The 18,537-nt window shown below is 46.4% G+C and carries 15 protein-coding genes; all 15 read left to right on the top strand.

Annotated elements, in window-relative coordinates; all coding sequences use genetic code 11:
• Positions 1 to 4: 4 nt before the first annotated feature.
• The 15 genes from purM (at position 5) to gatB (ending at position 18,307) form a co-directional block, all read left to right on the top strand.
• A complete protein-coding gene (gene purM / locus FQV28_RS02160) occupies positions 5 to 1,066 on the top strand; it encodes a phosphoribosylformylglycinamidine cyclo-ligase (protein WP_146493966.1) in 1,062 nt (353 codons plus the stop codon).
• Positions 1,056 to 1,667: a phosphoribosylglycinamide formyltransferase gene (gene purN / locus FQV28_RS02155; protein WP_146493965.1), complete on the top strand. Its 612-nt coding sequence runs from the start codon at positions 1,056 to 1,058 to the stop codon at positions 1,665 to 1,667. Before purM ends, purN begins: the two co-directional genes overlap by 11 nt.
• A 34-nt stretch (positions 1,668 to 1,701) precedes the next feature.
• On the top strand, positions 1,702 to 3,237 hold the full coding sequence (gene purH / locus FQV28_RS02150) for a bifunctional phosphoribosylaminoimidazolecarboxamide formyltransferase/IMP cyclohydrolase (RefSeq protein WP_146493964.1): 1,536 nt from the start codon (positions 1,702 to 1,704) through the stop codon (positions 3,235 to 3,237).
• A gap of 15 nt (positions 3,238 to 3,252) precedes the next feature.
• A complete protein-coding gene (gene purD, locus FQV28_RS02145; protein WP_146493963.1) occupies positions 3,253 to 4,509 on the top strand; it encodes a phosphoribosylamine--glycine ligase in 1,257 nt (418 codons plus the stop codon).
• A 217-nt stretch (positions 4,510 to 4,726) separates the two neighbouring features.
• Positions 4,727 to 5,317: an N-acetyltransferase gene (locus tag FQV28_RS02140; protein WP_146493962.1), complete on the top strand. Its 591-nt coding sequence runs from the start codon at positions 4,727 to 4,729 to the stop codon at positions 5,315 to 5,317.
• A gap of 147 nt (positions 5,318 to 5,464) precedes the next feature.
• Positions 5,465 to 7,192: an adenine deaminase C-terminal domain-containing protein gene (locus FQV28_RS02135; protein WP_146493961.1), complete on the top strand. Its 1,728-nt coding sequence runs from the start codon at positions 5,465 to 5,467 to the stop codon at positions 7,190 to 7,192.
• Between the two features lie 4 nt (positions 7,193 to 7,196).
• Positions 7,197 to 8,228, top strand: coding sequence for a DUF3048 domain-containing protein (locus FQV28_RS02130; protein WP_146493960.1), 1,032 nt, complete (start codon positions 7,197 to 7,199; stop codon positions 8,226 to 8,228).
• 28 nt (positions 8,229 to 8,256) lie between these two features.
• Positions 8,257 to 8,577 carry a YerC/YecD family TrpR-related protein gene (locus FQV28_RS02125; protein WP_106534818.1) on the top strand — a complete coding sequence of 107 codons (321 nt, stop codon included), beginning with the start codon at positions 8,257 to 8,259 and terminating at the stop codon, positions 8,575 to 8,577.
• A gap of 74 nt (positions 8,578 to 8,651) precedes the next feature.
• The gene (gene pcrB, locus FQV28_RS02120) at positions 8,652 to 9,353 is read left to right on the top strand and encodes a heptaprenylglyceryl phosphate synthase (RefSeq protein WP_146493959.1); all 702 of its coding nucleotides are present in this window, start codon (positions 8,652 to 8,654) and stop codon (positions 9,351 to 9,353) included.
• Positions 9,354 to 9,384: 31 nt separating this feature from the next.
• Positions 9,385 to 11,598, top strand: coding sequence for a DNA helicase PcrA (gene pcrA / locus FQV28_RS02115; RefSeq protein ID WP_146493958.1), 2,214 nt, complete (start codon positions 9,385 to 9,387; stop codon positions 11,596 to 11,598).
• A 15-nt stretch (positions 11,599 to 11,613) separates the two neighbouring features.
• A complete protein-coding gene (ligA, locus tag FQV28_RS02110; protein ID WP_146493957.1) occupies positions 11,614 to 13,620 on the top strand; it encodes an NAD-dependent DNA ligase LigA in 2,007 nt (668 codons plus the stop codon).
• A 12-nt stretch (positions 13,621 to 13,632) separates the two neighbouring features.
• A complete protein-coding gene (locus FQV28_RS02105; protein ID WP_146493956.1) occupies positions 13,633 to 14,760 on the top strand; it encodes a CamS family sex pheromone protein in 1,128 nt (375 codons plus the stop codon).
• A gap of 341 nt (positions 14,761 to 15,101) precedes the next feature.
• On the top strand, positions 15,102 to 15,392 hold the full coding sequence (gatC, locus tag FQV28_RS02100) for an Asp-tRNA(Asn)/Glu-tRNA(Gln) amidotransferase subunit GatC (protein WP_146493955.1): 291 nt from the start codon (positions 15,102 to 15,104) through the stop codon (positions 15,390 to 15,392).
• Positions 15,393 to 15,410: 18 nt separating this feature from the next.
• Positions 15,411 to 16,880 (top strand): Asp-tRNA(Asn)/Glu-tRNA(Gln) amidotransferase subunit GatA, encoded by a 1,470-nt coding sequence (gatA, locus tag FQV28_RS02095; protein WP_146493954.1) that lies wholly within the window; start codon positions 15,411 to 15,413, stop codon positions 16,878 to 16,880.
• Positions 16,877 to 18,307, top strand: a complete 1,431-nt coding sequence (gatB, locus tag FQV28_RS02090) for an Asp-tRNA(Asn)/Glu-tRNA(Gln) amidotransferase subunit GatB (protein WP_146493953.1) — start codon at positions 16,877 to 16,879, stop codon at positions 18,305 to 18,307. The genes gatA and gatB overlap by 4 nt, the downstream gene beginning before the upstream one ends.
• Positions 18,308 to 18,537: the final 230 nt, after the last annotated feature.

Genomic DNA, 18,537 nt, shown 5'->3' with positions numbered 1-18,537 from the left:
CAGCGTGTCTAAAGCGTATGAAAAAGCAGGCGTTAATATCGAAGCGGGCTATGAAGCAGTCAACCGCATGAAATCCCATGTGGAACGGACAGCACGAAAAGGCTTAATGGGGGCATTCGGGGGATTTGGCGGAATGTTCGATCTGTCGGCGCTTGAATTGAAAGAACCGGTACTGGTGTCCGGAACGGACGGCGTCGGAACAAAATTGAAGCTTGCTTTCATGGCGGACAAGCACGATTCGATCGGTGTTGACTGTGTCGCCATGTGCGTCAACGATATCGTGGCACAAGGTGCAGAACCGTTGTTTTTCCTTGATTATATTGCGGTCGGCAAAGCAGTGCCAGAAAAAATTGAACAAATCGTCAAAGGCGTTGCAGACGGCTGCGTCCAAGCAGGCGCGGCATTGATTGGCGGCGAAACGGCTGAAATGCCGGGCCTTTACGAAGCAGATGAGTACGATATTGCAGGCTTTGCAGTTGGAGCTGCGGAAAAATCCAAGATTGTTACGGGCGAAAACATCCAAGCGGGTGACGTGCTGATTGGGCTAGCTTCAAGCGGTATCCACTCAAATGGCTATTCGCTTGTCCGCCAAATTGTTTTTGAAGAAAACAACTTCACTTTAAACCAAGCAGTGGAAGGCTATGAAGCGTTAGGCGCTCTTGGCGATGTGCTGTTGACGCCTACAAAAATCTACGCTAAGGCAGTTGCTGCGGTGTCAAAAGACGTCCACGTCCACGGTATGGCGCATGTAACGGGTGGCGGTTTTATCGAAAACATTCCCCGGATGATGCCTGAAGGATTAGGCGCGGAAATTCGACTTGGAAGCTGGCCAGTGCTTGATGTCTTTAGCCTCTTGAAAGAAAAAGGCGGTTTGGCTGACCGGGACCTCTATTCTGTTTTCAATATGGGCATCGGTTTTGTCTTGGCTGTCGCTCCAGAAGACGCTGACAGGGTTTTGGATGCGGCAACCCAAAATGGCGAACAAGCTTATGTGATTGGGAGAGTTTCTAATACAGCTGGGGTTCAATTTTCTGGTGAACAGGATGGCAGCTTATATGACAAGTAAACCAAAAATCGCCGTTTTCGCTTCCGGGAACGGCTCTAATTTTCAGGCGATTGCAGAAGCGATTCAAGAAGGCAAGCTTCAGGCGGAAATTGCACTTGTTGTGACTGACCGTCCCGATGCTTTCGTTATCGAGCGGGCAAGTCAGCTTGGAATCGAGTCATTTTCTTTTGTTCCGGCTAAGTTTGATTCTAAACAAAGATATGAAGAGATGCTTAAAGAAAAACTTGAAGAACGTGGCGTGGAATGGCTTGTCCTTGCCGGCTATATGCGTTTGATCGGTCCTGTCTTGCTTAATGCTTTCGATAACCGCATCGTCAATATCCATCCATCCGTTTTGCCGGCGTTCCCTGGTAAAGACGCGATTGGGCAAACGATGGCATCGGGAGCGGATACGGCGGGAGTTACAGTCCATTTCGTGGATGCAGGGATGGACACCGGATCAATTATTTCACAAAAATCGTTTCCGATTTTGGGCCGTGACCGAGCGGCAGTAGAAGCTGAAATCCATAAGCTTGAGCATGAACTCTATCCGGCGACGCTGCAAAAACTATTCCATCAATCAGTGAATAAAAAAGATTTACTTGATTCAATGCGAGGCTGAAAACCCAATTCGGCTAATTATAGGAGGATTCACAGTGAAAAAAAGAGCGTTACTGAGTGTATCGGATAAATCAGGGATTTTGGATTTTGCGAAAGAGCTTGAAAAGATGGGGTATGAAATTTTATCGACTGGCGGCACGAAGCGATTTTTGGAAGACAACGGTGTGGCAATCACAGCGGTTGATGAAGTGACGAAATTCCCTGAAATTCTTGGCGGGCGCGTGAAGACGCTTCATCCGCTGGTGCACGGCGGGCTGCTTGCAAAAGCAGATGATGAAGAGCATCAGCGTGAAATGGCGGAAAACGGCATTTCACCAATCGACATCGTATGTGTCAATTTGTATCCGTTCCGGGAGACGATCGCAAAACCGGATGTGACAGTGGACGATGCCATCGAAAACATTGATATCGGCGGCCCGACGATGCTCCGTTCAGCTGCAAAAAATCACGCTTACGTGGCAGTGATCGTCGATGCGTCAGATTATGAAGCGGTCCTAGTCGAACTTCGCGAACAAAACGGCACAACACACGAAACACGCCGGCGCCTGGCCGCAAAAGTATTCCGCCATACAGCTGCTTACGATTCGTACATATCCAATTACTTGACTGAACTTACGGGAGAAGAATTCCCGGATCAATTGACCCTTACATATGAATTAAACCAGCCGCTCCGCTACGGGGAAAATCCGCACCAAAAAGCGGCGTTTTACCGCAGCCCGCTCGGTTCTGATTTCTCGATTGCGGGTGCAGACCAAGTGCACGGCAAAGAGTTGTCGTATAACAATATACAGGACGCCAACGCGGCGCTTCAAATCATCAAAGAGTTCACACTGCCTGCAGCTGTTGCGGTCAAGCATATGAATCCTTGTGGCGTAGGGACAGGCGAAACAATCAGTGAAGCTTTCGCCAAAGCTTACGAAGCGGACGCTACGTCGATTTTCGGCGGCATCGTTGCGTTGAACCGGGAAGTGGATGCGGATACCGCTCGGCAATTGGCCGGCATCTTCCTGGAAATTGTTATCGCTCCGGCTTTCGCGGCAGAAGCGCTTGAAATACTCACACAAAAGAAGAATATCCGTCTGTTGACCATCCCGTTCGAGCGTGCGAAAAAAGACCGCTGGAACTTAGTGACTGTCGAAGGCGGCCTTCTCGTCCAGCAGCCGGATGAGCTGGGATATGAAGATGCTGAAATTCAAGTAGTGACAGAACGCCAGCCGACAGAAGCGGAAATTGAAGCGCTGAAGCTTGGCTGGAACGTTGTAAAGCACGTTAAATCAAATGCCATTGTTGTATGTGATAGCGATATGACACTGGGCATCGGTGCAGGCCAGATGAACCGAGTCGGTTCTGCCAAAATCGCTCTTGAACAAGCGGGAGAACGGGCGCAAGGCGCCATCATGGCATCTGATGCATTTTTCCCGATGTCCGATACAGTAGAAGCTGCAGCGCAAGCCGGCATAAAAGCAATCATCCAACCGGGCGGATCAAAAAAAGACCAAGAGTCGATCGATAAAGCGAACGAATTCGGTATTGCCATGGTCTTTACAGGCGTGCGCCATTTCAAACATTAAGCGAGGTGAAGCTACATGAAGGTATTGGTTATCGGACGAGGCGGCAGAGAACACGCCATTGTACGGCAATTTTCCCGCTCTTCTGCTGTTGAACGCGTTTATGCGGCACCTGGGAATGCTGGAATGGAAACAGAAGCGGAACTGGTGGCAATCGATGAAATGAATTTCATCGAATTGGCGGATTTCGTTGAAACAAACGATATCAGCTTTACGTTTGTCGGTCCGGAACAGCCGCTTGCCGAAGGCATAGTCGACTTTTTTAACGATCGAGGTCTGCCGATTTTTGGCCCTTCAAAAGGAGCTGCACAAATTGAAGGCAGTAAAGCATTTGCAAAAGAACTAATGAAGAAATACGGCATCCCGACTGCAGCCTATGAAACTTTTACCTCGGCTGAAACAGCGATTGCGTTTATTCGTGAACACGGGGCGCCGATTGTCATAAAGGCGGATGGCTTGGCTGCCGGCAAGGGAGTTGTCGTCGCGATGACAGAAGGTGAAGCAATTGCCGCTGTCAATGACATGCTGGAAGATGCGAAATTCGGAAGTTCCGGTTCGAAGGTGGTTATTGAAGAGTTCTTGGCAGGCGAAGAATTTTCGTTCATGTCGTTTGTCCAGGACGGCAAGATTTACCCGATGCCTATTTCACAGGACCATAAACGGGCATATGATGGGGACCGCGGACCGAATACAGGCGGCATGGGTGCTTATTCACCGGTTCCGCAAATTCCTGAGTCTGTTGTTAGCGAAACGTTTGAGCGCATTGTCCAGCCGGCGGTCGAAGCAATGCAGAAAGAAGGCACACCGTTCAACGGGATTTTATATGCTGGTATCATCTTGACTGAAGAAGGTCCGAAAGTGATTGAATTTAATGCGCGATTCGGCGATCCAGAAACACAAGTGGTGCTGCCCCGGATGACATCTGATTTTGCTGAATTTATTGCTGCCATTTTAGATGGAGGCACTTATTCTCTTGAATGGGACAAGCAAGCGGTTCTTGGCGTTGTGGTAGCTAGCGAAGGCTATCCCGGAGCAGTGGAAAAAGGCCATGCACTTCCCGATCTATCTGAATTGCAGGGTGTAGAAATCACCCATGCCGGAACCAAGAGGGATGAAAACGGATTTGCCGGCAATGGCGGCCGTGTTTTGCTTGTTTCTGCAGCTGGGGGATCGATTCAAGATGCCCAGGAGAACGTCTATAAACAAATGGCGCGTCTTCAGTGGAATCGTTTTTTCTATCGTTCGGATATTGGGTGGCGAGCAAAACAATCGTAAATTGAGCGGAAAAATGTTATAATTGCATTATTAGATTAGAAATGGCACATGTTCAAATGAATTTGTGCCATTTTTGTTTTATTCCTCAGCCACTTGGGTAAAGATTTAAGTTGAGATTTGAACGACCCGCAGTTACCTCTATGTACTCTCCAGAACGATACGGCCACTGGCAGCTGAAAATTAGTCAGCAGATTTTAAACTCGAAGGGAGAAATTTGATGAATTGGTATGAAAAGTTAAATCAGTATTTTCCAGTAGAAGAAATGAAATCAAAAGAACATATGGAGACGTTGTTGAAGGAAAAAGGCAATGTCTATTATAAGGATGAAGGTCCATATCATGTCTTAATGTACGCGGAATTCTCGAACTTTTCTTTTGTCGATTATTTATTTGTTTCGAAAGAATCGCGCGGCATGGGTCTCGGCAAAAAGACGCTGCAGATGTTAAAAGACAAAAACAAACCGATCCTCCTGGAAGTGGAACCGGTCAACTATGAAGATACAGATACTGAAAAACGTTTGCGCTTTTATGCACGAGAAGGATTTGAACATGCCGCATCAATCGGCTATTGCCGCCGCTCAGTAGCGACAGGCGAAGAAAATTCAATGGAAATCTTGTACTGGGCTCCAAACGGCGAAACTGAAGAAGATATCTATGAAGCGATGAAAAAAGCTTATAAGGATATTCATTCATACAAAGTGGAAGAACTTTACGGCGAAACTCATGAGCCGGTATCAAAAGTTCTAACCTACAATGAAGTAGACAAAGAGAATGTGTTGGAACCTTTTACAAATCAAATTGCAAATTGATGAAAAAAACCCACGCCTCGATGCGTGGATTTTTTGTGTCAAAAGCCCATGAGAATATTCATTTTTTCCCATGTGAAATTGTATCTTCATGCATTTTTATGCTAGTATGTAATGTATTGAAACAGTAATAAAAGGAGCGGGATAAGAGTGAATCCATTGTGGAAAAACACAGAAATCAGGGAACAACTAAAAGTGATTACAAAAGAGATAGCTCCGGATCTGGTTTTAACAAATGCGTATTATTTACATAGTATCTTTAAAAAATGGATGACGGGAAATATATGGATCAAAGACGATCGCATTGTATACGCTGGAAAAGAAATGCCGAAAATCGACCCGTCCACCGATATAGTGAACTTAACAGGGAAATTTGTCGTTCCAGGCTATATTGAACCTCATGTCCATCCTTATCAGCTGTATAACCCTCAAACCTTCGCAGATTATTCCGCTCAGCATGGAACAACTGCCTTCTTATCCGATAACTTGACATTGTTTTTGGCATTAGAAAACGAGAAAGCGTTTTCATTGCTGGATCAGTTGAACCAATTGCCATTTTCTTTTTATTGGTGGACGCGTTTTGATTCGCAGACGGAATTGATTGAAGAAGACCAGTTGTTCACAACGAAAGCAGTGGGCGAATGGCTAGACCGTCCGGATGTTTTGCTTGGCGGTGAACTGACAGGGTGGCCGAAACTGATGGCTGGCGATGACCAGATGCTGTATTGGATTCAACAAGCGAAAATGGGATTGAAAAAAATTGAAGGCCATTTCCCAGGGGCTTCGGAAAAAACTTTGGCCCGCATGAGATTGCTCGGTGCAGACGGAGACCATGAAGCGATGACAGCTGAGGAAGTGGAGATGCGCCTGCTCCATGGCTACGGCGTTACGCTTCGCCATTCATCGATTCGCCCGGATTTACCGGCTCTGTTGGAAGGAATTATTGAGAAGGATATCGGTGTATTCGATAAATTAATGATGACGACAGACGGTTCTACGCCGTCTTTCCATCTGGACGGTGTCATGGATCTATGCATAAAAATTGCATTAGAAGCGGGAGTGCCGGCAATAGACGCGTACTTGATGGCTTCTTATAACGTTGCCAGATATTATAATGTAACAAGCCTCCATGGTGTTATCGCAACAGGCCGTTATGCGAATTTGAATATACTCGATTCGTTGGACAATCCAGTGCCGTCCGGCGTTATATCGAAAGGTGTCTGGCTGAAAAAAGACGGCGAGAAAACACAATCGCTCCCGAAAATCGATTGGTCGGCCATGCCTGACCTTTCTTTGGATTTTGAATTGACGGAAGATGATTTTCAATTTTCGATGCCATTCGGACTGGAAATGGTCAATGATGTTATTACCAAACCATATTCAGTAAGCGTAGATACAAATAACGGCAATTTATCGGCAGACCATGAAGAGAGCTTCCTTATGCTGCTCGACAAACAGGGGAAATGGCGCGTCAATACGCTTATAAAAGGATTTGCCACCAATGTGAGCGGATTTGCTTCATCCTACAGCAATACCGGAGACATTATTCTAATCGGCAAAAACCGGGAAGATATGTGGGAAGCATTCAACCAGCTGAAGCTTATGCAAGGAGGAATTGTCCTTGTAGAAAACAAGAAAACAATTTGCTCTGTGCCGCTTCCGATTGGCGGAATCATGTCGAATCTGCCGATGGAACAATTGATTGAACAGGAACTGTCGTTAAAGGCGGCTTTAAAAGAACGCGGATATACGAAGGGCGATGCGATTTATACGCTCCTGTTTTTACAGGCGACCCATCTGCCTTATATCCGAGTTACTCAAAAAGGAATATATGATGTTATGAACAAAAAAACCTTGTTCCCCGCTTTCATGAGGTAAGAGAATGAAAAAATGGACATTTGGCATTCTTGCAGTTTTATTGCTTGTTGCAGGAGCGGCTTTTTACTTGGCGGGCAATCAGTCAGAAACGGAACAAAAGCCAGAAAATCCGCCGGTTGAAGAGCCTGAGTCCTACAAAGCGCCTTTTAGCGGCATCGAAGGAACAGCACCGTTCGATAGCCGCCCGATTATGGCTGTTATCAACAATCATCCAGATGCTCGGCCGCAAACCGGCTTAACAGAAGCGGATATTGTGTTTGAAATGCTGGCTGAAGGCGATGTAACTCGGTTCCTGGCCTTGTACCAAAGCGGATTTCCGGAAGTGATGGGGCCGGTTCGAAGCGCCCGCGACTATTTTGTGGAACTTGCCGAGGGGTATAACGGCTTTTTTGTTGCCCATGGCTGGAGTCCGGATGCTAAGGAACTCCTGGAATCGGGAACTGTCGATCATATAAACGGGTTGTTTTACGATGGCACGCTGTTCGATCGCTCTACTGACAGAATAGCGCCGCATAATAGCTATATTACTTATGAAAATGTCTTGAAAGGCATGGACGAAGCGCAAGCATCAACTGAATATAGCGTCCGTTCACCTTATTATTTCTATGGCTCTGGGGAAAGTGATAAACTGATGGAACAGGCGTCCGTTTTGGAAGTCTTATACGGCACCAGCCAGCAATTTCACAATGAGTTTACATATGATGAAACTACAGAACTCTATAGCCGTGCTTCCGGAGGAACAGCTACAACGGATAAAGATTCCGGAGAACCGGTAGAAGTTTCGAACGTTTTGGTTTTTGAAGCGGATCACGAAACAATAGATGACGAAGGCAGGCAGTCTATTGACTTAACAAGCGGAGGCAAAGCGCTTGTCTTTCAAAACGGAGGCGTCCGCGAAGCCGAGTGGAGCAATCTGGAAGGCATGCTTGTGCCGACGGATAATGGACAATCCATTGGACTTGTGGCAGGCAAGACGTGGATCCATATCGTTCCGAAAGAACCCGGAATCAGCGGATGGGTTCGCTATTCCCCTTAATAGAAACAAAAAAGGACGGTGAAGCTATATGCAGGTCGATAAAATACGAGGCCCTCAAACCGATCAATTGATCGATGCGATTTTAGCATTAAAAGATAAAGAAGAAGCATATCGCTTCTTTGATGATTTGTGCACGATTAGCGAAATCCAGTCGCTATCCCAGCGGTTGGAAGTTGCCCACATGCTTCGTATGAAAAAAACGTATGAAAAAATAAAAAATGAGACAGGTGCAAGCACTGCTACGATTTCCCGTGTTCGGCGCTGCCTAAACTATGGCAATGATGCCTACGACGAAATGCTGGGACGCTTATATCCGGATGAAAAACCATTTCAACTTCCGAAAGACTGAACAGAGAACCGACTCTGTTCGGTTTTTTTGTTATAATGAGATGATGAAAAAAACGCAAGGTTAGGTGAATCATTTTGGAATTTCAAACGTGGCGCCATGTATTTAAATTAGATCCGGCCAAGTCGATTTCTGATGGACATTTGGAACGAATTTGCGAATCCGGGACTGATGCCATCTTGATTGGCGGAAGCGATAATGTCACACTCGACAATGTCCTCGATTTAATGGCAAGGGTGCGCCGCTTTACTGTTCCAGTGGCATTGGAAGTCTCGACAATCGATTCTGTGACGCCTGGGTTTGATTTTTATTTTATTCCGACAGTGCTGAACAGTGAGAATCCACAATGGATCAAGGGGCTTCATCATGAAGCGATCCGTGAGTATGGGGATATCATGGACTGGGAGGAAATGGTTCCGGAAGGCTATTGCATTTTAAATGCCGACTGCAAAGCGGCGAAGCTGACCGAAGCCAAAACCGATTTAGATGTGGAAGATGTGGTGGCGTATGCTCGGATGGCCGAGCATTTTTTCCGGCTGCCGATTTTTTATATAGAGTACAGTGGAATGTATGGGGATATCCAACTGGTGGAACGGGTTAAAGAACAGCTCATAAAAACAAAGCTGTTTTACGGCGGAGGCATCGATTCGCCTCAAAAGGCGCGAGAAATGGCCGCAATGGCAGATACGGTGGTAGTGGGCAATATCATTTACGAAAATATAAGCAAAGCGATAGAAACTGTCCAAGCGGTTGCGGAAACAGAACAACAGTCGCTATAATAATAAGAACAATTGTTCGAGGTGGTGCACAATGGAAATCATAACAAAAAACTTATTAAAAGGGATGAACCCGGAGCAAGAACAGGCAGTCAAAACGACAGAAGGCCCGTTATTGATCATGGCTGGTGCAGGGTCAGGGAAGACGCGGGTTTTAACGCATCGCATTGCTTACTTGGTTCTGGAAAAACAAGTTTACCCATCCAATATTTTGGCAATTACATTTACAAACAAAGCAGCCCGGGAAATGCGCAACCGGATCGACGGCTTGCTCGGGCACGGCACGGGCGAACGTATGTGGGTTTCAACGTTCCACTCGATGTGCGTCCGGATTTTGCGCCGTGACATCGACCGCATGGGCTTTTCAAAAAACTTTTCCATTTTGGATACGAGCGATCAATTGACGGTTATCAAGGGAGTCTTGAAAGAGAAAAACCTGGATCCGAAAAAATATGAACCTAGAACGATGCTGAATGCCATTTCGTCAGCGAAAAATGAATGCATTGATGCTGATCAATTTGCAGCAAACATGAACCAGCACAATCCATATGAAAAAACGGTATCGGACGTTTATACCGCTTATGAAAAGCGCCTGCAAAAAAACCAGTCGCTCGATTTCGACGATTTGATCATGACGACATTGAATTTGTTCAATAAAGTACCGGAAGTGCTGGAGTTTTACCAAAACAAGTTTCATTATATTCACGTGGATGAGTATCAGGATACGAACAATGCCCAATACCAGCTGGTTCAAAAGCTTGCGAGCAAGTTCAAGAACATTTGCGTAGTGGGTGACTCAGACCAGTCGATTTACCGCTGGCGCGGAGCGGATATCCAAAACATCCTGTCATTCGAAAAAGATTACCCGAACGCTAAAGTGATCATGCTTGAACAGAATTACCGTTCTACAAAGCGGATCTTGCAGGCTGCTAATGATGTTATCAAGAAAAATACGAGCCGCTACCCGAAAGAGCTGCGGACCGATAACGCAGAAGGTCCGGCAATCACCTTGCATAAAGCGGGCGATGAGCGCCAGGAAGCGCAATACGTTGTCCAAACCATCCAAAAGCTGATGGACACGGAAGGCTATAAAACATCTGATTTTGCTATTTTGTACCGGACCAATGCCCAGTCGCGGATCATGGAGGAAATGTTCGTCAAGTCGAACATGCATTACACCATTGTCGGCGGAACGAAGTTCTACGACCGTAAGGAAATCAAGGACTTGCTGGCTTATTTGCGTTTGATTGCAAATAATGATGACGATCTTTCATTATCGCGAGTCATTAATGAGCCGAAGCGCGGCATCGGGGCGACTTCATTTGAACGGATGGCGCGCTTTGCGATCGAACAGGACCGTACGATCATGGATGCGCTGCAGGAAGTTGATTTTATGGGGTTATCGCCGAAGACTGCACAGACAGTGATGGAATTCCGTTCGATGATTGACGGGTTTACACAAATGCAGGAATATTTGTCGGTGACGGAACTAGTCGAAGAAGTCTTGAAAAAGTCCGGCTACCGCCAGATGCTGCAAGCTGATAGAACCATCGAAGGCGAAAGCCGCTTAGAGAATATTGAAGAATTTTTAACGGTTACAAAAGCGTTTGAAAAGCAAAGCGATGATAAATCGCTCGTGGCGTTCTTGACCGATTTGGCATTGATTTCTGACATCGATTCGCTTGATGATGAAGAAGAAGTAAACGGGCCGATCATCTTGATGACGATGCACGCTGCAAAAGGTCTGGAATTCCCAGTGGTCTTCATCATCGGCCTTGAAGAAAACGTCTTTCCGCATTCCCGCTCTAATAATGATGAAGAAGAAATGGAAGAAGAACGCCGCCTGGCCTATGTAGGAATTACCCGGGCTGAAAAGCGGCTGTATCTGACACATGCTTCGTCTCGGACCTTATTTGGCAAGAGCAGCTACAACATGCCATCCCGCTTCATTGGCGAAATATCCGAGGACTTGATTGAACCGACTATAGCGAACCATAGAGCCGGCGCGGCCACCAGCTATAAACAAGCTCCAAAACGCGCGGCGGTTTCGCGTCCGGCTTATCAGAAATCGGGCGGCGACAGAATGGGCTGGCAGCCTGGAGACCGTGCAACGCATAAAAAATGGGGCACCGGAACTGTGGTTAGCGTCAAAGGAGAAGGCGAACAAACGGAACTCGATATTGCTTTCCCGAGCCCAGTTGGCATTAAGAGGCTATTGGCCAAATTTGCGCCGATCGAAAAAGAATAAGCGGGAGGAAAGAAAATGGACCGTATAGAAGCAGAACAGCGGGTAACTGAATTGAATGAACAGCTCCGGGGTTATGGCCACGCTTACTATGTGCTGGATAAGCCAGCAGTGCCGGATGCTGTATACGATCAATTGCTGAACGAATTGATTGGACTGGAGACGATGTTTCCGGATTTGATTTTTCCGGATTCGCCTACTCAACGGGTAGGCGGAACACCGCTATCCAATTTTGATAAAGTCACTCATGACCAGCCGATGCTCAGTTTGTCGAATGTCTTCAACGAAGAAGATATCCGCGATTTTGACCGGCGCGTCCGAAGCGGTGCTGGAGACGAAGTCGAATATGTATGTGAGTTGAAATTTGATGGCCTGGCCGTGTCGCTGAAGTATGAGAACGGCAGGTTCGTCCGAGGTGCCACACGCGGCGATGGCCGCATCGGTGAAGACATCACCGTCAATTTGCGCACTGTCCGGACCATTCCCTTAAAGCTGAAGAAACCAGTTTCAATCGAAGTCCGCGGGGAAGTGTTCATGCCGAAAAAATCATTCCTTCAATTAAATGAAGAACGTGCTGAGAATGGCGAAGAATTGTTCGCCAATCCGCGAAACGCTGCAGCCGGATCACTTCGCCAGTTGGATTCAAGAATAACTGCCAGCCGCAACCTGGATGTTTTCATTTACGGAATTGGAGGGGACGGTGAAGCGTACGGGCTAAGCGAGCACGAAGAGACGCTTCAATATGTCGCAGACCTCGGGTTTAAGACAAACAATGAACGCCAAGTCTGCCGCAGTATCGAAGAAGTGCTTGCTTTCATCGATAAATGGACGGAAAACCGTTCGGAATTGTCGTATGAAATTGATGGCATCGTTATCAAAGTGAACCGCTATCTTCAACAGCAAGAGCTTGGATTTACGGCGAAAAGCCCAAAATGGGCGACGGCTTACAAATTCCCTGCTGAAGAAGTGCTAAGTACATTGCGTGAAATTGAACTCAGTGTCGGACGGACAGGCGTGGTTACGCCAACCGCCATTTTAGATCCCGTATTGGTTGCAGGTTCTACTGTACAACGCGCTTCACTTCATAACGAAGACTTGATCCGAGAAAAAGATATTCGCATTGGCGATCAAGTGATTGTCAGAAAAGCCGGTGATGTTATTCCAGAGATCGTGGCTTCCCTAAAAGAAGTGCGGACTGGAGAGGAAGTTCCTTTTGAAATGCCTGAGAACTGCCCGGCGTGCGGCGCTGAACTTGTCCGGATTGAAGGGGAAGTGGCGCTGCGCTGCGTCAATCCGAAATGCCCAGCGCAGATCACGGAAGGGCTTATCCACTTCGTATCACGAAATGCCATGAATATTGAAGGCTTGGGTGTCAAAGTGATCGAGCAACTGTACCGCGAAGGGCTAATTGCTGATATTTCCGACATATATAAACTGACAAAAGAACAATTGTTGAATTTGGAGCGCATGGGCGAAAAATCAGCGTCGAATTTAATTGCCGCCATTGATGCTTCGCGCTCGAACTCTATGGAAAAATTATTGTTTGGACTCGGTATTCGCCATGTAGGGGAAAAAGGCGCACGAATCTTGTCCGAGCATTTTGGATCTATCGAAAAACTGATGCAAGCAACTGTTGAGGAATTGCGGGATATCCATGAAATTGGCGAAAAAATGGCGGATTCAATTGTGACATATTTTTCAACCGAAGAAGTTCGTGAATTGATGGAACGTTTAGCCGCAGCAAACGTCAATTTAACGTATACCGGAAAACGCGTCCGCGTAGAAGCCGGAACCAATGCTTTCGCAGGCAAGAAAGTCGTCTTGACCGGTAAGCTGGAGCAGATGACACGAAGTGAAGCCGGCGCAAAAATCGAGGCGCTCGGCGGGCAACTGTCCGGCAGTGTCAGCAAAAAGACCGATCTTTTGATTGCAGGCGAAGAAGCGGGTTCGAAATTGGCGAAAGCGATGGAATTGAAAGTGGACGTCTGGGACGAAGAACGTCTCATAGAGGAATTGAACAAATAAGGAGATTATTACATGAAACGCATATGGTGGATTCCGATCAGCATGCTTTTGCTTACGGGATGTGTCCCTTCCACAAACGATGAAACAGAAGTTCTCAATACGGAGGAAGAAGTGGAAACGGCAATCATTCCAAGCATGCAATTGGATGCCCAATATTACCGGACACTGCTGCCTTATAAGCAAAGTGCGACACGCGGGAAAATCATCAACCGATTGAATTCGCGTTATGACATTGAAGAAGCAGAAAATGGGCTTCTCCGCTTATCACAAAACCAATTTTCGCCGGATGATTATTATTTCCAAGAAGGCCAAAAAATTACGGACGAAGATGCAACCGCTTGGCTGCAGCGTGCGAGCGAAGAAAATCCAGCAGGATTGAACCCAGAAGACAAGCGAACCAAACAACAAAAACAAGATGGTGACAAGCCAGCTGCAGAAATTTTGGCGCATATTGTTGAACAAAATTATTTAGTGAAAACCAATGAAAATACGATTAAGCTTGGTGGAGTGTCAGTTGGTTTGGCGCTGAATTCGGTGTATTACAATACCGAAGACGGTGTTTCTTATGAAGAGTCGATTCCGCACAGTCAAGTGGAAAAAGAAGGAAAACGATTGGCGGATGAGATTGTCAAACGACTTCGAGAAAAAGAGGGAATGGCCAATATACCGATTACGGTTGGCCTTTTTGAACAAAGCCCTCGTAATGCTATGGCCCCCTCTACTTATTTTGCCTATGGAGTAGCTCCGAAGAAAGCGAACGAAGTAGCCGATTGGAAAGAAATCAATGAAGAATTTGTGGTGTTTCCCACATCGGGCACGGAAGAAAAATACCGGGAAGTCGACACCGCATTCTTGAATTTCAAACAAGACGTAGAAGAATACTTTTCGAATTTCACTAGTGTTATCGGCACCGGTTTTTATCAAGGAGACCAGCTTCGGGAAATGAAAATTGATATCCCGATCCAGTTTTATGGATCAGCTGAAATTATCGGTTTTACACAATATTTGACCGGACTTGTCATGGAACATTTTCCTGAAAATGTTCAAGTCGAAGTGAGCGTGACCTCGTCAAATGGCCCCGAAGCTTTGGTCCTTCGAAAAGTGAACCAAACAGAACCAATTGTTCATATTTACGATTAAAGCGTGATGAAATAGGGATGGCCTGCGGGCTGTCCCTATTCATTTTGCTTCAGCGCCCAGATTCTCGGGATCATAAGCCAAAGGAGCTATGCGGCTGAAAACATGCCGCTACGCCCCTTTGTCTTATGCCTGTCGAATCTACCCGGGCGCTTCCGCTTTTCTTATTGTCTAGACTCCAGCGCCCAGATTCTCGGGATCATAAGCCAAAGGAGCTATGCGGCTGAAAATATGCCGCTACGCCCCTTTGTCTTATGCCTGTCGAATCTACCCGGGCGCTTCCGCTTTTCTTAGATAAATGATATGATATAACGTATGTTTACCGAATCCGGAGGTGTAGAAGAATGGCGAAAATGACAAAAGAAGAAGTAATTGAAGTTGCGCATTTGGCGAGATTGGCAATTACCGACGAGGAAGCTGTGCATTTTGCAGAACAATTAGAAGCAATTACAAACGCAATGGAATTGTTGAACGAATTGGATACTGAAAATGTAGAGCCGACCACGCATGTGCTGGAGATGGTCAATGTCCTGCGTGAAGATAAATCTGTACCAGGGTTGGACCGGGAATTGGTATTAAAAAACGTTAAAGAACATGAAGCGGGGCAAGTTAAAGTTCCGACAATTTTAGAATAAGCGGGAGGAGGGCGACAAATGACATTCGCAGACAAAACAGCTGCACAATTACAGGAATTGATACATACGGAACAAACGACAATTGCTGAAGTAACAAAACAGGCGTTTGACCGGATTGAAGCGCTAGAACCGAAAGTGGACGCGTTCTTGGCAATGAACAAAGAGCAAGCTACGCAACAAGCGGAAGAAATGGACAAAGTGCCTTTTGCAGAACGCGGACCGTTATTTGGTTTGCCGATTGGCGTTAAAGATAATATCGTGACAGAAGGCATTGAAACCACAGCTTCTAGCCGCATCTTGGAAGGATTTAATCCGATTTATAATGCGACAGTAGTCGAAAAATTAAAAGCTGCCGGTATGATTACGGTTGGAAAAGTAAACATGGACGAGTTTGCTATGGGTTCTTCAAATGAGAACTCTTACTATAAAAAAACGAAAAACCCATGGAATCTGGAAGCAGTGCCTGGCGGTTCTTCAGGTGGATCGGCAGCGGCCGTAGCTGCAGGAGAAGTGCCTTTCGCTCTTGGTTCAGACACAGGCGGGTCAATCCGCCAACCGGCTTCTTTTTGTGGTGTAGTCGGAATGAAGCCTACTTATGGCCGTGTTTCCCGTTTCGGATTGATCGCTTTTGCTTCATCACTTGATCAAATCGGACCGGTGACAAGAACCGTAAAAGACAATGCACTCTTGCTCCAGGCGATTTCTGGCCATGATGAGCGGGACTCCACTTCAGCTGATATTGAAGTGCCGGATTTTGCTGAAGCATTGACTGGAGACATTCAGGGACTCCGCATTGGCGTACCGAAAGAATATTTTGCAGAAGGCGTCGGTGAAGCTGCAAAACAAGCAGTACGCGATGCACTCAAAGTGCTTGAAGAAAAAGGTGCGACATGGGAAGAGATTTCGCTGCCGCATTCTAAATATGCGCTAGCCACTTATTATTTGCTGGCGTCATCTGAAGCGTCATCCAACCTTTCGCGTTTTGATGGCATTCGCTACGGATACCGTACGCAAAAAGCGGGCAGCTTATTGGAGTTTTACATGAACACGCGTTCCGAAGGGTTCGGCGATGAGGTGAAACGCCGTATTATGCTTGGAACATACGCATTAAGCTCCGGCTATTACGATGCTTATTACAAAAAGGCACAAAAAGTGCGCACATTGATTAAACAGGATTTTGATAAAGCTTTCGAAGACTATGACGTGATTATCGGGCCGACAACTCCGACGCCGGCATTTAAAATCGGTGAAATCATTGATGACCCATTGACGATGTATGCGAATGACATTTTAACGATTCCTGTCAACTTGGCAGGTGTGCCGGCCATCTCGATTCCTTGTGGGTTTGAAAACGGCTTGCCGCTTGGCTTGCAAATCATCGGGAAGTACTTCGACGAAGAAACAGTTTACCGTGTTGCGGATGTTTTTGAAAGAGCAACAGAGTTCCATAAAAAAACTCCTCAAACATGGGAGGGAGCAGCACAATGAATTTTGAAACAATTATCGGACTTGAAGTCCACGTCGAATTAAAGACGGAATCAAAAATGTTCTCTCCTGCACCAGCGCATTTTGGTGCAGAGCCGAACACCAACACAAACGTAATTGATCTTGGCTACCCTGGAGTTTTACCGGTAGTCAACAAGCGGGCAGTCGATTGGGCGATGAAAGCGGCGCTTGCGCTAAATTGCCAAATCAACCGCCATACGAAATTCGACCGCAAAAACTATTTCTATCCGGACAATCCGAAAGCTTACCAAATTTCTCAATTTGATGAGCCCATCGGCGAACATGGCTGGGTGGAAATTGAAGTGCACGGCAAGAAAAAACGAATCGGCATTACTCGACTTCACATGGAAGAAGATGCCGGCAAATTGACCCATACGGGCAACGGCCATTCATTGGTCGACTTTAACCGCCAAGGCACACCACTTATTGAAATCGTTTCGGAACCAGATATCCGTACCGCGGATGAAGCTTACGCTTATTTGGAAAAAATTAAAGCGATCATCCAGTACACCGGCGTTTCGGATGTGCGGATGGAAGAAGGTTCATTGCGCTGTGACGCGAACATTTCTCTTCGCCCTTATGGCCAAGAAGAATTCGGCACGAAAACTGAATTGAAAAACTTGAACTCTTTCAACTATGTCCGTAAAGGCATTGAACACGAAGAAGTACGCCAAGAACAAGTATTGTTGTCAGGTGGAGTTATTCAACAGGAAACACGCCGCTACGACGAATCTACAGGTAAAACAGCATTGATGCGTGTCAAAGAAGGTTCTGATGATTATCGTTATTTCCCGGAGCCGGATTTGGTGGACATCATCATCGACGACGCTTGGCTTGAAAGAGTGCGTGCGGAAATTCCAGAGCTGCCGGATGCGCGTAAGGCGCGCTATGTTTCGGAACTCGGCTTGTCTTCATACGATGCGATGGTGTTGACATTAGCGAAACCGATTTCGGATTTCTTTGAAGCGACAGTAGCTGCAGGAGCCGACGCAAAACTGGCTTCCAACTGGCTGATGGGTGAAGTATCTGCTTACCTGAACGCAGAACAAAAAGAATTGAGCGATACGAAGCTTGAACCGGCTGGTTTGGCAGGCATGATCAAATTGATTTCTGATGGCACGATTTCTTCGAAAATCGCCAAGAAAGTCTTCAAGGAACTGATCGAAAAAGGCGGAGATGCGAACAACATCGTCAAAGCGAAAGGCCTCGTCCAAATTTCAGACGAAGGTACATTGCGCGAGTATGTTACAGCTTCACTCGACAATAACCCGCAATCGATCGAAGACTTCAAAAACGGCAAAGACCGCGCAATCGGCTTCTTGGTCGGACAAATTATGAAACAAACAAAAGGGCAGGCAAACCCGCCATTGCTCAATAAAATCCTGCTTGAAGAAATCGCTAAACGCTAAACGCAAGCGCCAGCGGCAAGAAAAGATGGTCCGATGAGTCGGACCATCTTTTTCGTATCTCGAAGGCAGCGAAGCAATGCATGGACAGAGGCACAGAAGTACATGGTTTGTTTTATAACAATTAGGGAACTTTACCTGAAGAGATTTCTCCCCGCCCATAAAGGGCCATAATCTGCTCGGAGCAGGCGCCTCTTTTTAAAGTGAATAATTTGAAGCTTTTATCCTATACA

The organism is Planomicrobium sp. CPCC 101079, assembly GCF_007859275.1.
GTDB lineage: Bacteria > Bacillota > Bacilli > Bacillales_A > Planococcaceae > Planococcus.
This window is presented reverse-complemented; position numbering and strand designations above follow the sequence as displayed.

Coding starts and splice junctions, on each gene's coding strand:
- purN (WP_146493965.1), top strand. CDS start 1,056: ATGACAAGTAAACCAAAAATCGCCGTTTTCGCTTCCGGGAACGGCTCT.
- purD (WP_146493963.1), top strand. CDS start 3,253: ATGAAGGTATTGGTTATCGGACGAGGCGGCAGAGAACACGCCATTGTA.
- FQV28_RS02140 (WP_146493962.1), top strand. CDS start 4,727: ATGAATTGGTATGAAAAGTTAAATCAGTATTTTCCAGTAGAAGAAATG.
- FQV28_RS02130 (WP_146493960.1), top strand. CDS start 7,197: ATGAAAAAATGGACATTTGGCATTCTTGCAGTTTTATTGCTTGTTGCA.
- FQV28_RS02125 (WP_106534818.1), top strand. CDS start 8,257: ATGCAGGTCGATAAAATACGAGGCCCTCAAACCGATCAATTGATCGAT.
- pcrA (WP_146493958.1), top strand. CDS start 9,385: ATGGAAATCATAACAAAAAACTTATTAAAAGGGATGAACCCGGAGCAA.
- ligA (WP_146493957.1), top strand. CDS start 11,614: ATGGACCGTATAGAAGCAGAACAGCGGGTAACTGAATTGAATGAACAG.
- FQV28_RS02105 (WP_146493956.1), top strand. CDS start 13,633: ATGAAACGCATATGGTGGATTCCGATCAGCATGCTTTTGCTTACGGGA.
- gatC (WP_146493955.1), top strand. CDS start 15,102: ATGGCGAAAATGACAAAAGAAGAAGTAATTGAAGTTGCGCATTTGGCG.
- gatA (WP_146493954.1), top strand. CDS start 15,411: ATGACATTCGCAGACAAAACAGCTGCACAATTACAGGAATTGATACAT.
- gatB (WP_146493953.1), top strand. CDS start 16,877: ATGAATTTTGAAACAATTATCGGACTTGAAGTCCACGTCGAATTAAAG.